Source organism: Lacrimispora amygdalina, from assembly GCF_003432035.1.
In the GTDB taxonomy this organism is placed as follows: Bacteria; Bacillota; Clostridia; order Lachnospirales; family Lachnospiraceae; genus Lacrimispora; species Lacrimispora amygdalina.
In genome coordinates, this window is the sequence record NZ_QOHO01000104.1 from 1 (window position 1) to 16,924 (window position 16,924).

The 16,924-nt window shown below is 43.0% G+C and carries 18 protein-coding genes; 3 read left to right on the forward strand and 15 right to left on the reverse strand.

The genetic code is table 11. The features are described from left to right. Positions 1-87: 87 nt before the first annotated feature. Positions 88-1,266, reverse strand: a complete 1,179-nt coding sequence (locus DS742_RS25185; RefSeq protein WP_117419684.1) for an MFS transporter — start codon at positions 1,264-1,266, stop codon at positions 88-90. A 116-nt stretch (positions 1,267-1,382) separates the two neighbouring features. Between DS742_RS25185 and DS742_RS25190 the strand changes: the two genes are divergently transcribed. Beyond that, positions 1,383-2,294, forward strand: a complete 912-nt coding sequence (locus DS742_RS25190) for an AraC family transcriptional regulator (protein WP_170313589.1) — start codon at positions 1,383-1,385, stop codon at positions 2,292-2,294. Positions 2,295-2,305: 11 nt separating this feature from the next. Here DS742_RS25190 and DS742_RS25195 read toward each other — a convergent pair whose 3' ends face one another. The 5 genes from DS742_RS25195 to DS742_RS25215 form a co-directional block, all read right to left on the reverse strand. Then, a complete protein-coding gene (locus DS742_RS25195; protein ID WP_117419686.1) occupies positions 2,306-2,959 on the reverse strand; it encodes an ABC-2 transporter permease in 654 nt (217 codons plus the stop codon). Continuing rightward, on the reverse strand, positions 2,956-3,804 hold the full coding sequence (locus tag DS742_RS25200; RefSeq protein WP_117419714.1) for an ABC transporter ATP-binding protein: 849 nt from the start codon (positions 3,802-3,804) through the stop codon (positions 2,956-2,958). The genes DS742_RS25195 and DS742_RS25200 overlap by 4 nt, the downstream gene beginning before the upstream one ends. 5 nt (positions 3,805-3,809) lie before the next feature. Beyond that, positions 3,810-4,181, reverse strand: a complete 372-nt coding sequence (locus DS742_RS25205) for a GntR family transcriptional regulator (RefSeq protein WP_117419687.1) — start codon at positions 4,179-4,181, stop codon at positions 3,810-3,812. A gap of 156 nt (positions 4,182-4,337) precedes the next feature. Further along, complete coding sequence (locus DS742_RS25210; RefSeq protein WP_170313590.1) at positions 4,338-6,014, reverse strand: methyl-accepting chemotaxis protein; 1,677 nt, start codon at positions 6,012-6,014, stop codon at positions 4,338-4,340. Between the two features lie 138 nt (positions 6,015-6,152). Then, positions 6,153-7,046 (reverse strand): tocopherol cyclase family protein, encoded by an 894-nt coding sequence (locus DS742_RS25215; protein WP_117419689.1) that lies wholly within the window; start codon positions 7,044-7,046, stop codon positions 6,153-6,155. A gap of 214 nt (positions 7,047-7,260) precedes the next feature. Here DS742_RS25215 and DS742_RS25220 point away from each other — a divergent pair, with 214 nt between their 5' ends. Next, positions 7,261-7,785, forward strand: coding sequence for an ECF transporter S component (locus tag DS742_RS25220; RefSeq protein ID WP_117419690.1), 525 nt, complete (start codon positions 7,261-7,263; stop codon positions 7,783-7,785). Here the strand turns inward: DS742_RS25220 and DS742_RS25225 are convergent. The 5 genes from DS742_RS25225 to DS742_RS25245 all read right to left on the reverse strand — a co-directional run bounded on the left by DS742_RS25225 (position 7,782) and on the right by DS742_RS25245 (position 11,071). Then, entirely contained in the window at positions 7,782-8,738 is a 957-nt protein-coding gene (locus DS742_RS25225) for an L-lactate dehydrogenase (protein ID WP_117419691.1), read from the reverse strand. The two genes, DS742_RS25220 and DS742_RS25225, sit on opposite strands and share 4 nt — an antisense overlap. Before the next feature lie 100 nt (positions 8,739-8,838). After that, positions 8,839-9,672 carry a methyl-accepting chemotaxis protein gene (locus DS742_RS25230; RefSeq protein WP_117419692.1) on the reverse strand — a complete coding sequence of 278 codons (834 nt, stop codon included), beginning with the start codon at positions 9,670-9,672 and terminating at the stop codon, positions 8,839-8,841. A gap of 145 nt (positions 9,673-9,817) precedes the next feature. Next, positions 9,818-10,273: a peptide deformylase gene (gene def, locus DS742_RS25235; RefSeq protein ID WP_117419693.1), complete on the reverse strand. Its 456-nt coding sequence runs from the start codon at positions 10,271-10,273 to the stop codon at positions 9,818-9,820. Then, complete coding sequence (locus tag DS742_RS25240; protein ID WP_117419694.1) at positions 10,248-10,508, reverse strand: helix-turn-helix transcriptional regulator; 261 nt, start codon at positions 10,506-10,508, stop codon at positions 10,248-10,250. Before DS742_RS25240 ends, def begins: the two co-directional genes overlap by 26 nt. An 86-nt stretch (positions 10,509-10,594) precedes the next feature. Beyond that, on the reverse strand, positions 10,595-11,071 hold the full coding sequence (locus DS742_RS25245; protein ID WP_117419695.1) for a VOC family protein: 477 nt from the start codon (positions 11,069-11,071) through the stop codon (positions 10,595-10,597). 261 nt (positions 11,072-11,332) lie between these two features. On the opposite strand from DS742_RS25245, the gene DS742_RS25250 reads away from it, so the two are divergent. Beyond that, a complete protein-coding gene (locus DS742_RS25250; protein ID WP_117419696.1) occupies positions 11,333-12,379 on the forward strand; it encodes a PocR ligand-binding domain-containing protein in 1,047 nt (348 codons plus the stop codon). A 64-nt stretch (positions 12,380-12,443) separates the two neighbouring features. Here the strand turns inward: DS742_RS25250 and DS742_RS25255 are convergent, their stop codons facing one another. From DS742_RS25255 to DS742_RS25270, 4 genes are all read right to left on the reverse strand, one after another. Beyond that, positions 12,444-13,382: an ArsR/SmtB family transcription factor gene (locus tag DS742_RS25255; RefSeq protein WP_117419697.1), complete on the reverse strand. Its 939-nt coding sequence runs from the start codon at positions 13,380-13,382 to the stop codon at positions 12,444-12,446. A gap of 123 nt (positions 13,383-13,505) precedes the next feature. Beyond that, positions 13,506-15,149, reverse strand: coding sequence for a glycoside hydrolase family 43 protein (locus DS742_RS25260; RefSeq protein WP_117419698.1), 1,644 nt, complete (start codon positions 15,147-15,149; stop codon positions 13,506-13,508). Between the two features lie 4 nt (positions 15,150-15,153). Beyond that, positions 15,154-16,002, reverse strand: a complete 849-nt coding sequence (locus DS742_RS25265; RefSeq protein WP_117419715.1) for a carbohydrate ABC transporter permease — start codon at positions 16,000-16,002, stop codon at positions 15,154-15,156. Between the two features lie 2 nt (positions 16,003-16,004). Then, on the reverse strand, positions 16,005-16,901 hold the full coding sequence (locus tag DS742_RS25270; protein WP_117419699.1) for a carbohydrate ABC transporter permease: 897 nt from the start codon (positions 16,899-16,901) through the stop codon (positions 16,005-16,007). Between the last annotated feature and the right edge of the window lie 23 nt (positions 16,902-16,924).

Genomic DNA, 16,924 nt, shown 5'->3' on the forward strand with positions numbered 1-16,924 from the left:
TTATTGTACCGAGATACAAAAGTGGAGGAAGCAGTTCATTATTTTGAACTGCTTCCTCCATTTTTTATTTCTTTAAACCAATCTAAATCAATTTTTCTGCACTGCCAAAAACCTTATAATAACAATTACCAGAATAAGGGGAAAGACAATTGCAGAAAATATGCCGATTTTCAAATTGCTGCCAAACACCCCGGAAACTATTCCAACTACCGTAGGTCCCCCAGAACAACCCAGATCACCGGCAAGCGCCAGGAAAGCGAACATGGCTGTGCCTCCGCCCCGAATCGAAGCGGCAGCCAGACTAAATGTTCCTGGCCACATGATCCCAACTGAAAAGCCGCACAATCCACAGCCGATCAGTCCAAGAACCGGATAGGGAGAGCAGGTAATTAAAAGATAAGATCCCATACAAAGAACTCCGCTGGCTGCCATAACCTTTTTCAGCTCCCATCTTTCCCCATACTGCCCATAAACAGCTCTGGATATCCCCATCATAAGGGCAAACAGCATCGGACCAGCCAGGTCTCCAATGGTCTTCGTCACCCCCAGTCCCTCTTCTGCAAATGCCGATGCCCACTGGCTGACTGCCTGTTCACTTGCTCCCGCACAAACCATAAGAAGCATAAAGATCCAGAAGAACCTGTTACCAATCAATGTGCCAAAGGACATACCTTCCTCCCCCTTTCCAAGAGAAGCTATGGGCACACGGAAAAATAAAACCATGCATACAGCCGGTACAACCGCCCAGATAATCGCCAGTATCTTCCAGCTTCCGATGCCAAAGATCCGGAAAAATAAGGTGGAAATAAGAACCACTCCCACATGTCCCCAGCAATAGAAGGAGTGCAGCATACTCATGGCTTTTTCTTTATTATCTGTAGGACACGCTTCCACAATGGGACTGACAAGAACCTCTAAAAGACCTCCGCCAATGGCATAGATCACAACAGCCAGCAGTAATCCAGCCCATGAAACAGAAACGATTCCAGGCAGTACCGTTAAAAGAATCAGACCGGCAGCTGCCATGACGTGTGCGGCAACCATGGAAATCCGGTATCCCACCCGGTCAATGAATGCAGCCGATAAAAGATCCACCAGCAGCTGAACACCAAAATTAACTGTGACAAGCAGGGTAATTCTTGATAATGATATCCCATACTCCCATTGAAAATGCAGAAACAAAAGCGGTACAAAATTATTGACAATTGCCTGAACAATGTAGCTTAAAAAGCAGGCATAAATGGTACTTTTATAATTTTCTTTCATGCGTCCGTCCCTCCCGAGTCATTTTATTGTATTATACCGCAGATGGTAATTCAGATCTTGCAATTTACCGCCAGCTTATGATACAATCTAGCCGATCACAAAAAGGAGAGCGCTCTATGCAAAGCACAAAAATACTGACCGATGAATCCATGATGGAGCTGGTCTCCCATGGTTTTGCTGACTTTCCGTTTCAATATTACTATGAAGATGTGGGAAAGTTTGACAACCGCTGCATTGACTGGCACTGGCACAGGGAATTTGAACTGGTATCTGTGACCGAGGGAATCGTACATTGTTCCATCGGAAACATCCATTACATACTGGAACCCGGTGACGGTGTCTTTATTAATTCCGGTGCCATGCACCGCTTTTTATCAACCGGAACAGCAATTATACCAAATGTACTCTTCGCTCCGGAATTTATTGCCCGGGAAGGAAGTTCAATCTACGAAAAGTTCCTGGCTCCCTTTTTATTTTCCGGCATATCCCACTTTGTATTAAGGGCGAAAAATCCCTGGCAGAACCGTTTACTTTTCATTCTGTCAGACCTTTACAAACTGTGTGAGGATCAGACAGCAACCTGGGAGCTTGGAGCACATGCACTGGTCTGCCAGATCTGGTGCGTCCTGTTTGAACACAAAGATGAATTTGCCACTATGGAAAATGCAGGGGTCAACCGCCTTTCCCAGGCCCGGTTCAGACGAATGACCCATTTTATTGAACAGAACTATGAAAAGAGACTGACTCTGGAAGATATTGCACGCTCGGTTGGAGTCAGCAAAAGAGAGGCACTCCGCTGTTTCCAGTGTTCCATCCCTCTCTCTCCCATTGAATATTTAAATAAATACCGGTTAAATCAGGCAAAAACCCTTCTTCTGCATACAGACCGGTCCATCACCGATATCGCGGAAAGCTCCGGCTTTGAAAGCACCAGTTATTTTGACCGGCTATATAAGCGGGAATATCATATGACTCCCGGCCGGCACAGATTGGCCTTTCAGCATGCAAATGCCAAAAAGGGGCGATAATCCAGTTTCTGTCAGAATTGCTTTTTCTTCATGATTCTGACAGAAACCAGGTAAGATACAATCATTACTATCAGACTGCCTGGAAGCAGGACCGCGATAACCGGTCCCTGATGAAGGGCGGTTAACCGTTCAGCTGCTGCGGATAAGTCCACCTTGAATATTTTTACCGTTCTCACTGTAAGGAATGCGGAAGCAAAGATTAATCCAATGATTAAACTCAAAGCAGTTCTTCCCTTTTCCTGGCCAAACTTCAACTGTACCGGAATTACCACAGATAAGAACAGGAAAGCTAAAAAAAGAAACAAAAGCGCCAAAACTGCAATTCCCCAAGTATCCCCTCTTCCTCTTAGAACATTCATGATAACTGCAATTATGGTCACAACCAGCCAGGCTAAGCATCCCGTAAGGATACCAAATACATACTTTTCCGCCGTATACTGCTCCCTGGTGATAGGAAGGGTGAACAAAAAAGCATACCCATTGTCAAATTCATCGTAACTAATAGAGCTGAGCGTAAACATGCAAAAGATTAAAGTGGTATAATTAATCACAAAAACCGGATTAAAATCTGCCACAAGCATTCCCACTGACAAAAAGATATAAAGCAGGAAAATGCGCAGCTGGTTTTTCAGAAGCAGAAAATCTTTTATTAACAGTCCTCTCATAACCGTTCCCCCCGTATCATCATCGTAATCACTTCATCAACACTTCCCTTTTCCATTACAATTTCCGGCTTATTTTCCCGGTAATAACTGATCTTATCTGTAAGAAGGCGGTAGCCGTAAGCTTCCTTTTTCCTGCAGAGAATATAACTTTTATCCAGTTCTGAATACTGTTCCTCTGTTGCTTTTAAAAGACCATAGCTGCCAAGGAGTACATCCGTTTCCTCATGCAGAACAATCGTTCCATTATCAATCAGATACAGATCGTCACAAAGCTGCTCCAAATCCGTTGAAATATGGGAACTGATCAGAACAGAACGGTCTCCCGGCTCCATATACTCCCGAATGGTGTCAAGCAGTTCCTCTCTTGCGAGAACATCAAGTCCTGCCGTAGGCTCATCAAGTATGAGCAGTCTGGCCTCATGAGACATGGCTGCCAATACCTTCACCCTGGCTTTCATTCCTGCAGACATATCTTTGACTCTCTTTTTCAAAGGCAGGCCGGATTCCCTGCACTTTTTTATAAACAGGTCCTGATCAAATAACTGATACAGATTTTTCATGACTCTGGCAATATCCTGAATCGTTAAATATCCGCTGAATCCCGAATCGGCCAGAACTACTCCCATATCCTGCTTATCCTTCAGTGACAGCTGATCAAACGGTTTTCCAAACACCGTTACAGCACCCTGGTCTAACGAAATAAGTCCCAGAGCAGATTTAAATACAGTGGTTTTACCTGCACCATTTGGTCCGATCAGCCCTGTAATATATCCAGGCTGCAGTTCCAAAGAACAATTCATCGTAAAATCTCCATACGTTTTCTGAATGTTTTCCATTTTTAACAACATCATTAATCCTCCAAAATCAAATAAAACAATTCCGTCAGTTCCTCATCTTTCATTCCGCAGCTTCTGCCTTTGCTAATCGCCGCTTCCAACCCGGCCTCAACCTCTTTTTTCTTTTCCTCCAGCATGAATTCCTGACTGGCATAAGCAATAAAGCTTCCCTTCCCATGAATTGTAACAATAAAACCTTCCTGTTCCAGAATGTCATAAGATTTTTTTACTGTTAAGGCACTGATACGCAGTTCCTTTGCCAGAGTCCGGACCGATGGCAGGTTATCTCCTTCTTTTAACGTACCCTGCATGACTCCGCTTTTGATCTGCTCTGTGATCTGATCATACAGGGGCTGCATGGATGAATTATTTATTATTATTTTCATATCACCCCTCCTTGACAAACAGTATATAACAGTATATTACTGTTGTCAACTGTTATATACTGTTTATAAAAATTTTCCAGACAAAAAAAAGAATACACAGGTATGCTGCTCTTTCCCGTGTATCCTTTTTTTATTCTGCGCTGAAAATCAAATAATTTATGCTTTCAGCTGAAACTGGCCGATTAAGTCCTTTAAATTTTGTGCCTGCCCTGCAAGCTCTTCGCTGGAAGCGGAATTCTCTTCCGCAGACGCTGCACTTTTATCCACTTCCATGGAGATTTGTCCGATTCCATTTTCAATTATTTTTGCAGAATCCGCCTGATCCATGGAAGCCTTTGCTATGCTGCGGACCTTATCCATGATCTGACTGCTTTCTTTTGCCACGCCATTTAAATTGCCGGCTGCCCGGTCTGCGATTACAGTTCCCTCTTCCACTGCTTTTAAGGATGCCTCTATTAAGTCAGAAGAATTTTTTGCGGCTTCTTTGCTCTGGCTTGCCAGGAGACTGACCTGTCCCGCAACAACAGCGAACCCTTTTCCTGCTTCTCCGGCTCTCGCCGCCTCTATGGACGCATTTAAGGCCAGAAGATTGGTCTGCATGGCAATATCATCAATGGTTACAATCATCTTACTGATTTCCTCAGAGGTCTTCTTTATGGTACTCATGGCAGAAACCATTTCCTGCATATTCTGATTTTCCGTAGAAATATTCTGGGTAATCCGCTCCATCTCCATCTGGATTTCCTTCGTCAGCTCCGCATTTTCACCGATCTGTTCTGTGATGCGGGTAACTGACTCCGACAATCTGCCGGCAATGCCAGCCTGATTTTCGGCTCCGACTGCAAGATAACGGGCGGATTCCGATATCTGGCTGGAACCATCGGATACCTGATTGGCTGCTTCATTTATCTCTTCAAAGCTTCTTGATATCTTTTCAGTAAAGCAATGCAGGGAAGATTCAATATTTTTAAAATCGCCAATAAATTCACTGGAAAAATCCACGTTGAAATTCCCGCCTGCCATCTGCTCCATCGCACAGTCAATTTCCATAATATAACACCGGATCTTTTCCATGGAAACTCTTAAGCCCTGGGCTGCCTGACCGATCTCATCACCGGATTCGTATGTAATCGCCGTATGTAAATTACCTTTTGCAAACTCTCCTGCTGCATTCTGAATCTCCTTTAACGGAACAGCAATTGATTTGGTCAGCCGACTTCCCATGAGCAGCGCAATGCCGAGAGAGGCCAGAGAAAAGAATGCCAGACAAACAGTGGCCAGATGTTCAACTCTCTGGCTGTTTGTATATTTGGCAAGGGCAGCGTCATCTGCCTGGGTGCCGGTTTTATCCAGAGCATCGGCAAGTACCTCTGATGCATCGTTGAATGTAGTCTGGTAGTACTCTACCGCGCCTTTTGTATCTCCCTTTTCCAGCATGGATAATAGCGTAGCGGTATCTTTCTGGAAATCACCAAATGCCAGATCCAGTGCTTCTACCGACTGCTTGTCCTTCAGATTCTCTTTGATGACAGCAATATATTTCACAATTTTTTCGAATCTGCCTTCTATTTCCTTTTTCTGCTCTGCAGTTACAGAAGCATCTTCCCGAATGGCGGCCCAAAGGATTCTTTTATTAATCGTCTGTACATCCTTACGGATCTCCATCTGTTTTTTTGTGGTCTCATACTGAACTTGGTAAAATGTTGACATGTTATTACCAATAGAACGAAAACTGACCAGCGAAAATACTGAAGAAAGAAAAATAATAAATACCAGAATTGCAAATACCCGTTTCAGCCTTGTTGAAATACTCAGTTTTCCTGATTTCTTCATCTCTAGTCCCCACTTTCGATTTGTTATATATAGTAAATATAAATCTATTATATCAATCCCACATCCCGATGCCAACTTAATATTCATTTAGAAAAATAGCCGTTATCTTAACAAACTGTAAGATAACAGCCGTTTTTCTTATAAATCGTATTCAAAACTTACGGAACTGCTGGAAAGATCGAATATCATATTTTCTCCTTTGTACAGCAGAAATCTCCCCCGCAGCAAATGCTCTTCCTTGACAAAACGGCTCATTTCACCCTGACTGGGCGCTAACAGCTGATGGGAAAACCGTTTCTCACCCTTCCGGTTTTGATTGGAAAGGAACACTTTCAGAATATATGCTCCCTGCTTTATAATCACTGCCGTCTCTCTTTTGCTCACCACTCTGGCTCCTAAATAGGTAGCAAATCTGTATTCTTTTCCCTGATACATGATTACGCCGATGCAGCCCTCAAACCGGAATCCCAGCCATGGAATTTTAGCAATAGAGACCATAACAGAAGCATTTTCAGAAAATGAATTACACTGAAGCCAGAGATAGCTCTCCGGAAACGATTTTCCTTTATCTCCTTCTATATACCCCAGCCCTCCGACAAAGTCCACAACAGCACCGTTTAGTTTCACCTTTCCGGACAGTCTGTGGGACATGCTGATTATCTCATGTTTGCATTCCATAAAAGGCATGATCTGAAAAGGACCCATAATGGGATACCGGATTGGGGTAATTGGACCGAAACGGATAATACCCTTTAATGATATGTCATCTGTCTTTATGTTAAGCCTTACTCCCCTGCGGGAAAAAATATTATCATCAAGAATAATCCTTTTCTGATTCCAGTCAATAAGAAGATCCTCTTCTTTAAAATCCACCCAGCAGGCCTGCTCATTCCAGATAACCTGTATAAATGGATATACGTTTCCCGTCCCGTCCATACTAAGTCCGGGAATCAGAGCCAGAACCGTGTCGCCGCTTTGCAATTTAAAGTACCACCCGGCAAAAAATTTTTCCTTATTTTTCATATCAGCCATTTTTATCGTCCTCCAGTCTCCATGATCCCATGATTTAACCTTATGGTTGCCAGATATGGGAAAACGTAATCAGGGAATTGGCGGAAAGCTATTTCTTCCCGCCCAACTGGTATGCACGAATTTGCTTAAATTGGCTATTTAAAAAACTCCAGTTTTTCTATATGATAGAGTTCAACAAAACAACTGATATTTAATTTGAAAGGGCGGAATAACTATGAACAGCAAAAAAACGAAAAAATTAGTATTTGGAGCTTTAATGGCAGCACTTACCACAGCAGCTACCATGGTAATACATATACCTACTGCAATGAATGGTTATATTCATCTGGGAGATGGGATGGTTTTGTTAAGCGGTATCCTTCTTGGTCCCGTGACCGGCGCTTTAGCAGGGGGGATTGGATCCATGACGGCAGATTTGCTTTCAGGCTACGCATTCTATGCACCGGCTACATTTCTCATTAAAACACTGGCCGCCTTCTCTGCCGGATATTTGTACCACAGACTTACACGCAGCCGTCTCAAAGCAGGTTATCGGATCCTGCCATTTCTGACGGCAGGCATAGTGTGCAGCGGTATCGTCACAGGAGGTTATTTTATATTTGAGCTGATTGTATATAATGCAGCCTCAGCCATTATTAATGTCCCCTTCAATCTGGTTCAGAATCTATTCAGCCTGGTTGTGTCCGGCGCACTGCTTCCTATTCTTCTGAGAATTCACGAGATCCGAAGCCTGAGTTAATCTACCGTATGCATTTTCTTCGTATACTCCCGGAGAATTTCCACCGACTGGTGAAACTTATCCAGTTCCTCATCCGTCATGTGGATCTCCAGTATATCAGCGGCACCGGTGCGGTTTAAGATTGTGGGCACTCCGGCAAATACATCCGTTTCCCCATATTCCCCTTCCAGTAAGGTGGATACCGGAATAATCCGGTTTTCATCATAAAGAATTGCCTTGATGATACCGGCACAAGCCGTGGCAATTCCATAATAAGTGGTTCCTTTTCTGTTGTAGATTTCCCAGCCCTCCAGGGTTGTCTTTTTCACAATCTCATCCAGGTCAACATCACCAACCATATCTTTATTATCCTGAATGATGTCATTAAATGGTTTGCCTGCTACGGTCACGGTAGACCATGGCACCATCTGGGAATCTCCGTGTTCTCCCATGGAATAGGCATAAACACTTCTTGGATCCACGTTTACAAGCTCCGCTATAAAATTCTGAAGTCTGGAAGTATCTAAGGAGCTTCCGGTACCAATTACCTGATTCTTTGGAAGACCGGACAATTTATAAACATAATGGGCAATGATATCAACCGGGTTGGATACTACAATGAAAATTCCGTCAAAGCCGCTTGCCATGACTGGGTCAACAATGGTTTTCACAATTCTGGCACTGACCTCCAGCGTATCCAGTCTGGTCTGCCCTTTCTGGGGCGGTGCTCCCGCCGTGATTACGATAATATCCACATCTGAACAATCTGCATAGCTGGCTTTACGTACTTTTACATTACGGTCCAGATACTTGATCGTATCCCTTAAATCAAGCACTTCTCCCAATGCTCTTTCCTCGTTGATATCGATCATTAAAATTTCATCGCATACACCCTGTGTTACCAGACTGAATGCGGTGGAGGATCCTACCAGTCCGCACCCTACAACTGCCACTTTTGATTTCCTGATCTTCATGAGTCATTCCCTTTCCTGATGGTTCCTATGATAACTGATATTTAAAACATAAGAATAGAGATAGTGCTCCGCTGGCTCTATCCCCATCTCTTTAGCGGCTCTACAGATGCTCTAAAAGTGTTTCCAGCTGCTTTGCCGTTCCGTTTAATTCCTCAATGGAATTTAGTATTTTTTGAAATTCTTCCGTCTCTTTTGTAAAAATCTGATTGGATTCCGTTATACGTGTATTAATCGTAGTAATGGATGCATTAATACTTTTCAGCACACCGTCTATCTGACCGATGGATTCGCTGGTAGAGGCTGACATCTTTCTGATCTCTCCTGCCACTACGGAAAAACCTCTTCCTGCTTCTCCCGCCCTTGCTGCCTCAATGGCTGCATTCAGTCCAAGTAAATTGGACTGGGTTGCTACGTCCTTAACAAAGTCCAGAATGGAATCTGTATTCTTTGTACTTTCATTGGCTTCTTTTACCTTAATAGATATCTCACCGTTCATATCCTTAAGCTGTCCGATTCCCCTGCTCACATCATTGGTAGATTCGGTAATCTGGTTAGCACCATCCGTCAGCCTGTTGATCAGTTCAATTAAGTTGTTCCTCTTTTCCAGACTTCTTCCTAAAGTCAGGACACCAATCACCTTGTTCTTTTCCGTTATGGGAACTGCATAGGATTTGAATGGAATGCCATATACAGCTGCTGGCACATCTTTTATAATCACTCTGCCAAAATCTAATGCCTCCCTGATTGCTCCTCCTGCAGGCACAATGTCACCGGGATTAACATGGAATTTTAACTTTTTGCCATTCCATACATTAATAAACTTCTCTGCATCGGTTAAAGCAAAGGATACATCCTCATCAAATAAATTCATTAAATATGGTATAACAGAATAAAAAGAATCCAGTATTTCATTTCCAGTCACTGAACTGCCCATCTTTCGTAATCCCCCTTTTTTATGAAATCATCTGGTTCTGCCTATTGGAGCATAAGCCGATAATTTCAAACACATATCTTATTTTATTACATTCCCGGATTTCTGTCAATAAAACTGCTAATTTCCGTATCCAAATTTCCATATTCTAAAGTTCAACTACTTCTATCGCTTTATCTAAAAAAATAATCCCGTCCAGATGCTCCAGTTCATGGCAGAAACATTTTGCCAGTTCATCTTCTCCGGTGACCATGATCTCATCCCCGTTCTCATCCATTGCCTCGATGGTGACTTTCTTGGGGCGGATGGTCTTTACATAACGGTCGGGGAAACTAAGACAGCCCTCAACACACTCCTGCTCCCCGCTGCACCCGATGATTCTGGGATTTACCAGCTTTAACAGGCAGTCACAATAATCAATTACCACCAGCCTCTTACAGATTCCTACCTGGTTGGCTGCTAAGGCAGCTCCGTTCTCCGTATGATGCAGGGTTTCCAGCATATCATCAAGGTTCTGTCTGATTCTGTCATCAATAACCGTTACTTCTTTACAGCGTTTCCGAAGAATCTCATCATCATTATACCGCAGCTTCCTGACAGCCATTCTTATCCCTCCTGCTTTTATCCGCTCTCGATTTTCTTTCACTTTCCTCAAATAGAAATACATCCTCAATGGGACGTTCAAACACACTGGCAATATCATAAGCGAGCCAGATGGACGGTTCAAACTTCTCTGTCTCAATTGCATTGATGGCCTGTCTGGAAGTTCCTACCAGTTCTCCAAGCTGTTCCTGAGTGAGTCCCTTTTCCTCCCGCAATTGCCTGATCCGGTTTTTCATATTTGTTCCTCTCTTATTGTCACGTTTACCTTACATTCAGTATATGACATTTTAATTGTAAAGTCAACCTTACATCATGTTTTACATTATACGTTCTTTCCATTACTCCACGTCTCCAGTATTACAGAAAGGGGCAGCCTTGTCTTTGCCGCCGTTTCCTCCGGCGTCATCCCCATCCGAAGCAGTCTGGCTATTACAGCAGACATGGCTTCTCCGATTTCCAGTATATGACGGTCCGGATCAAAAATCCGGACTGTTTTCTGTCCCCAGTCCCGTTCAAAACATGGATTTAAATATTCAATGGGATAGACGGATTCTTCCAATCTGTTAAGAAATCGTTCCATATCGTATTCCTCAAAATAAAGGGCTCCGTCATACCCTCCAAAGTGCACCGTGCTGTCCACACCACTCTCCCAGGCACTTTTCTCCTGTAATACCAGTCCTTCCGTAAGAATCACATTCACTCCAAAGTCCGTTACTACACCAAGACCGAACAACTCTCTGTAAAAAGCCTTGGATTTTTCTATATCTGCAACAGCCAGAAGCACATTCTTCAGTTTCATCTGCTCACTCCTTTTACAATGTTATATACAATTATAACATTACTCGAAAAATACAATCAAATAATTTTTAGTTTTATCTTACATAGTAATTCTACCGTTCAATTCTGTTTATTGGTAAAAAATCCCAATTGAGAACCACAATCAATAATTTTTTCTCAAATTATATATACAAATCATTGGTTTTGTGGTAAAATTTATGTAAAATCTTTCGACATATTTCAACATTTTTTATTAAATTTCAACATTCACGGAGGACATAGTATGAAGATGGATAAAAATGACAATGTTTATAAAACACTTTCAGAAATCAATCTCTCAGATGTAATGGAAATAAGTCTGCTGCAAAAATTCCTTGATAATTTTGCAGACAGTATGAATCTTGCAAGCGTCGCAGTAGACCGGGAGGGGAATCCGGTTACAAATCCAAGCTCTTACACAAGAATCTGCGCACAATTCACGCATTCGACGAAGACTGGAGATAGCCGATGTGCCGCCTCCCATAAAAGGGGCGGTGAAGAAGCAGCCAGACTGGGAAGGCCTTATATCTTTAAATGCCATTCAGGCCTCATCGATTTTGCAGCCCCCATCATAGTGGAAGGCGAGCTGATCGGTACGATTCTGGGCGGTCAGATTTTAAGCAAAAAGCCCAATGAAGATGAATTCAGGCGTGTTGCAAGAGAAATCGGAGTCAATGAAGATCAATACATAAATGCGCTTCATGAAGTGAACATTACATCAGAAAAAAATATCCACGCAGCGGCGGAAGTTCTTTTTATTGTTGCCAACTCGCTTTCCCAGATCGGTTATCAGAAATACAAATTAAAATCTATGAGCAAGGATCTGGTCGATCAATTTTCAGTGATCGAGGCAACAATGGAAGAACTGGCAGCATCCTCCATACAAGTCGTTGAGAATCAGAATGAACTGAACAAAGAGATCGTAAATGTGAAGCAGATATCAGAGCAGATCAACGTCATCCTTAATTCCATTAAAAGCATTGCAGATCAGACAAAGCTGCTGGGTCTTAACGCTTCGATTGAAGCAGCACGGGCCGGTGAAGCTGGAAAAGGCTTTGCAGTCGTTGCCACCGAGATCCAAAAGCTTTCCCAGAATTCAAAGGATACTGCAGCCAAAGTCGTTCAGCTGACCGAAGACATACAAAAATCAATTACGAAGACACTGCAGTTTTCCAATTCCACGATGAAAAACACCGAACAGCAGTCATCGGGAATCGAAGAAACCACAGCCAGTATTGAAGAGGTTTTAGCCTTAACAAATGAATTAAATAAAATGGCAAATACCAAATAAAAAAGCACCGGGAAATGATCACCTCCAGACGATCATTTCCCGGTTTTTGTTCTGTTCTCCTATATCAGTCTTCACTCTTGCCTTTTACCGGGCTATAGTGAACCCGGACTTTAATATCCTGGTTATAATTTCCAAAACTGCTTCCAAATATGGTCAATCCGCCTGCATTTACGGCATCTTCCTTTACCTGGAATTTTAATCTGATGGGGTTTCGTTTATCCAGTTTTAAATCATCAATGGTAACGGAGGATATCTTTAAACCATCAATAAAGGTTCCATACTGATTGACCACAATCATCTTAAGCAGACCATACTGGTTCCAGTTGGGGAACCACCAGTCCGGAGTAAAAATCCCCGGAACATCGCCGAAATCCCCCGGACTGGTCCACATTCCAAGTTCCACATTGTTAATGCTGATGGTAATATCGGAAGGCCAGTCATTGTTAATTCCAGGTGCTTCACTCCCGATTTCCACAGAAAATGTAATCTGGTCGATTTTCTGAAGAGGAGGCAGCAGATTGGGAATTACATATTCAACGTATCCTTTGGTAAACCAGACAATGTCAGCCTGATACCGGTCCGGATGGGCAAAATAACGGGGATCATCCACTTCTCCAATAATTGTCCGGCTGCTGGCCAGACCGCATGTGGGCAGAACCTCATAATCGGAAAAATATCCGACTTTAATATCCGTGGTATAGGTGTTTTTCCCATCGTCACTTTGTTTCGGAGCTATATCCACCAGTAATTTATCCACATTCACACGGCATATTTTCTGGTTCCCGTGACCATTGTGTTCTGAAATCACGCAAATAAGGCCGCAGTCTTCCAGTTTCTTAATATGACTGGTCAAAGCTCCATTGGTCACTCCTAAACTGGACGCCAGTTCATTCATATTCAGCTCGGTGTGTTCAATTAAAAGCTTTATAATCTTAATTCTCAATTCCGATCCCAGAGCGATATAAATCTTCAGCCCTTCCTCGACATTTTTAATATGCAGCATAACAGATCCTTTCACACAGATACGCAGTATACTATGAAAAACCTTTTCTTTATTCTAACTATCATCATACATGAATTCGTGTCTGCATACAATACTGTTTTTTCAGATATACTGCACAGCTCATTACTCCCTGCTTCCCCATATGCACGTGTTGTTATCTCCAACAGCCGTGAACGTCATCACCTGTTCTGACACCGTTTTTTCATTATGCTGCTTAAAGAATACTCCATGATACTCCGTACCCTCCATATTGATGGTGATATAATCATACCGGTCACCTTTTATTTTTTTCCACGTTCCTTCCCTGTCACCTTCAATTTTACCGTTGGCCAGTAAAGTAATTGATTGAGGATTGATCATTCCGGGGGAAGTATCCTGACCATGATTAATAAATTCATAGGTACCTGTAATATCGCTGTCCGGATAATGGCCTGCCTTTTCATTCCTGTTCTCATATACAGCCGTCACCGGCCATCCCTTCTGATTGAGAAATTGCTGGTGAACCCGGACCTCGTGATATTCCGTACCCTGATCAAACCGCTGGTGGTAAATCAGATAATGCTGCCCGTCTTCATCAATGAATGCCGAGTTATGTCCCGCTGCCTTGTACCCGGTATTGGTGCCGGCAAGCTTATAATTCCCAATCAGCTTAATGCCATACTGATCATTATTCCTATAACTGTCCGCTGCATGATTCCCTGCCGCATCCAGATAAGGCCCCGTGACTTCTTTTGACCGGAACATGCGCATGTTATAGCCTCCATTGGCAGTCAATGCTCCATACGTCTCATATAAATAATAATATCCGGCTTCATCATCATAGACAATATATGGTCCCTCCCCTGACTGATGGTTACCGCCTGCAAGGTGAATACCAAAATACCGGTCCACATAATTTCCGCTTATTTTATCAACAGAATCCGTTCCGGGATACTTTGCTTCTCCTGTCTCTCTGTCCAGTTCCAGCAGAAAGATTCCTCCGGACCAGGAACCATAAACCATATAGAGTCTTTGACCCTGTGCATCAAAAAACAGGGTGGGATCTATGGCGTTGGGACAATAGTTATGGTTCCATTCTTCCCCCGTAAACCACTTCGTGCTTATCCCATTTTTCAATCTTCCGGAATCAATCAGCTTTTTAATATGAATGGCATCAGTATCCCACCGGGTATTTCTCTGGCTTTTACCATCCGGCTTTCCGTTTTTTGTAAAACCGGTATAGACAACTGTACCTACATAGGTATAGGGCCCTTCTATGTCCTGAGATACTGCATAACCAATACAGGAGCGGCGCCATGTGGAAGAGGCACTGTAATAAATCATATAGGCCCCCATTGTTCCGTTACCGTTATTATAATACGGATTCCAGATCACATCCGGCGCCCATACGGCATATTTCCCACCTGCACAGTCTCCGTCATCATAACCTGCCCAGCGAAATGATTCTGCCAGGTTCTCCTTTACAATTCCAAAAAGCCAGTTATCCGTAACATTGTCATAATCTTTGCCAAGAGATTTCCAGTCCGCCAGATCCTTTGACTTTGCACCTGCCAGATGAGAGCCAAAAATGTAATATTCTCCGTTTCCAGCCTTGATTATGGACGGATCGTGGACAGATACCCGTTTCAGTGGTTCTGATTTTATATTAGATTTTAACGTATTTTTTTTCCCTGCTGCAAGAGCAATACCGCCTGATATCAACAGGACCATAACCAATACTGCAGCACCATATCTAACCGCTTTTATCTGTTTTTTTCCACTGCCCATTCATTCACCCCTTTACTGCACCGGCTGTCATACCTTCAATAAAATAGCTCTGAAAACATAAAAATACTACCAATACCGGAAGAATCGCAAACATGGACCCTGCAATCAACAAATCATAATTATTGCCGTAAGGCGTCAGCAGGGTATTCAGACCGATGGGCAGAGTAAATTTATCCGAATTCCGGAATACCATCATGGGCCATAACATGTTGTTCCATGATCCCATAGCACATAAAATCCCCATGGCTGCAAATGCGGGCTTGGTTAATGGCAGCATGATCTTCACACAGATTCCAAACTCAGTGGCTCCGTCGATCCTTCCCGCATCTAACAGTTCCCTTGGCAGGGAAATCATGTACTGCCGGAAGAAAAAGATGGTGGAGGCACTGCATAAACCGGGAAGAATGACACCCGCAGCCGTATCAATCAGGTTTAAGTCTATCATCTCCTGATACAGGGGCAGCATCAGTATTTCAAACGGAACCATCATGGTTGCAATCACCAGAAAGAACAATACATTCTTCAGTCTGTAATCATACATGGTCAGCCCATAAGCCACAAAATAGCAGATAATCAGCGTCAGTACTACGGAAAGCAGAGTCAGTACCATGCTGTTTTTAAACCACATGAAATACTTTTTTGAATCCGCATTCCAGGAAAAAAGATAGTGATAATTGCTAAATGACATTGTGGAAAAATCCAGGTTAATGCTGAGGCCGCGCCGGATTAATTCTCTGCCGGGCCGGAAAGAAGCCAAAGCCCCGGCCAAGACCGGAAACAACACCAAAAGGCTGAGTAATGCAAAGGCCGCCGTTGAAAGTATGGAAAGGAGTTTTTTCTTATTATGATTCATAATCATTTTTCCTCCTTTCTAAAGGTCCCGTTCAGAATGAGCTGGACCACATTTATAATCAGTGCCATCCCAAGGAGAGTCAGGCCCACAGCCGAGGCATATCCCATCTGGTTCTTTTCAATTCCTCTTTTATATAAGTATCCGACAATGGTTAAACCAATATTTTTTGGTGAAGCATTTCCTGCCCAAAGCATAAAGCTTTCCAAAAACATGGACAGTCCTGCATAAACACTGATGGTCAGTACATAGATTGTGGTCGGTCTCAGCAAAGGAATGGTAATATAACGGAATTTATTCCATGCAGATGCCCCGTCAATAGCGGCGGATTCATACAGGGTGGTATCGATGCTTTTGAGACCGGACAGAAAATACAGCATATTCACGCCGGTCCACCTCCAGCAGCAAAGGGTTAAGAGGGCGCACATGGCAAAACTTCTTTCTTTCAGCCACGGAATGGGTGCCTTTCCCAGAAAGTTTAAAAAGACATTCATCTGACCCGTTGGCAGTTCGGAAAACATCAGCCGGAATAAAGTACCGGAAATCACAACTGATGTAAGAGCAGGTAAATACAAAGCCCCTTTCCAGAATCCTTTCGCCTTCACCAGACTGCTGTCCATCAAAACAGCAAACAGCATGGGAAATGGAATCAGCAATGCAATGGAAAAAAACATATAGGTAAGACTGTTCCTAATCGCTGTATGAAACGTGGTATCTTTCAGCAGTTTTTCATAATTTGCAAGACCGACCCATTCAATCTGTCCCGGAAGAATACTCTGAAAACTCATTTTAACCGTACTGAACAGAGGATAAATCCAGAATACCGTAAAACTCAGTATAAATGGCAGCACAAAAATAAATGGAGCCGCTTTTTGTGAATAGAAAATCCGTTTTATTTTCATTCAATCCCCTCCGATGGTGAAAC

Bases quoted from the DNA above. Each gene is read 5' to 3' on its own strand.
- DS742_RS25185 (WP_117419684.1), bottom strand. From the start codon at position 1,266: ATGAAAGAAAATTATAAAAGTACCATTTATGCCTGCTTTTTAAGCTAC.
- DS742_RS25190 (WP_170313589.1), top strand. From the start codon at position 1,383: ATGCAAAGCACAAAAATACTGACCGATGAATCCATGATGGAGCTGGTC.
- DS742_RS25195 (WP_117419686.1), bottom strand. From the start codon at position 2,959: ATGAGAGGACTGTTAATAAAAGATTTTCTGCTTCTGAAAAACCAGCTG.
- DS742_RS25205 (WP_117419687.1), bottom strand. From the start codon at position 4,181: ATGAAAATAATAATAAATAATTCATCCATGCAGCCCCTGTATGATCAG.
- DS742_RS25210 (WP_170313590.1), bottom strand. From the start codon at position 6,014: ATGAAGAAATCAGGAAAACTGAGTATTTCAACAAGGCTGAAACGGGTA.
- DS742_RS25215 (WP_117419689.1), bottom strand. From the start codon at position 7,046: ATGGCTGATATGAAAAATAAGGAAAAATTTTTTGCCGGGTGGTACTTT.
- DS742_RS25220 (WP_117419690.1), top strand. From the start codon at position 7,261: ATGAACAGCAAAAAAACGAAAAAATTAGTATTTGGAGCTTTAATGGCA.
- DS742_RS25225 (WP_117419691.1), bottom strand. From the start codon at position 8,738: ATGAAGATCAGGAAATCAAAAGTGGCAGTTGTAGGGTGCGGACTGGTA.
- DS742_RS25230 (WP_117419692.1), bottom strand. From the start codon at position 9,672: ATGGGCAGTTCAGTGACTGGAAATGAAATACTGGATTCTTTTTATTCT.
- def (WP_117419693.1), bottom strand. From the start codon at position 10,273: ATGGCTGTCAGGAAGCTGCGGTATAATGATGATGAGATTCTTCGGAAA.
- DS742_RS25240 (WP_117419694.1), bottom strand. From the start codon at position 10,508: ATGAAAAACCGGATCAGGCAATTGCGGGAGGAAAAGGGACTCACTCAG.
- DS742_RS25245 (WP_117419695.1), bottom strand. From the start codon at position 11,071: ATGAAACTGAAGAATGTGCTTCTGGCTGTTGCAGATATAGAAAAATCC.
- DS742_RS25250 (WP_117419696.1), top strand. From the start codon at position 11,333: ATGAAGATGGATAAAAATGACAATGTTTATAAAACACTTTCAGAAATC.
- DS742_RS25255 (WP_117419697.1), bottom strand. From the start codon at position 13,382: ATGCTGCATATTAAAAATGTCGAGGAAGGGCTGAAGATTTATATCGCT.
- DS742_RS25260 (WP_117419698.1), bottom strand. From the start codon at position 15,149: ATGGGCAGTGGAAAAAAACAGATAAAAGCGGTTAGATATGGTGCTGCA.
- DS742_RS25265 (WP_117419715.1), bottom strand. From the start codon at position 16,002: ATGAATCATAATAAGAAAAAACTCCTTTCCATACTTTCAACGGCGGCC.
- DS742_RS25270 (WP_117419699.1), bottom strand. From the start codon at position 16,901: ATGAAAATAAAACGGATTTTCTATTCACAAAAAGCGGCTCCATTTATT.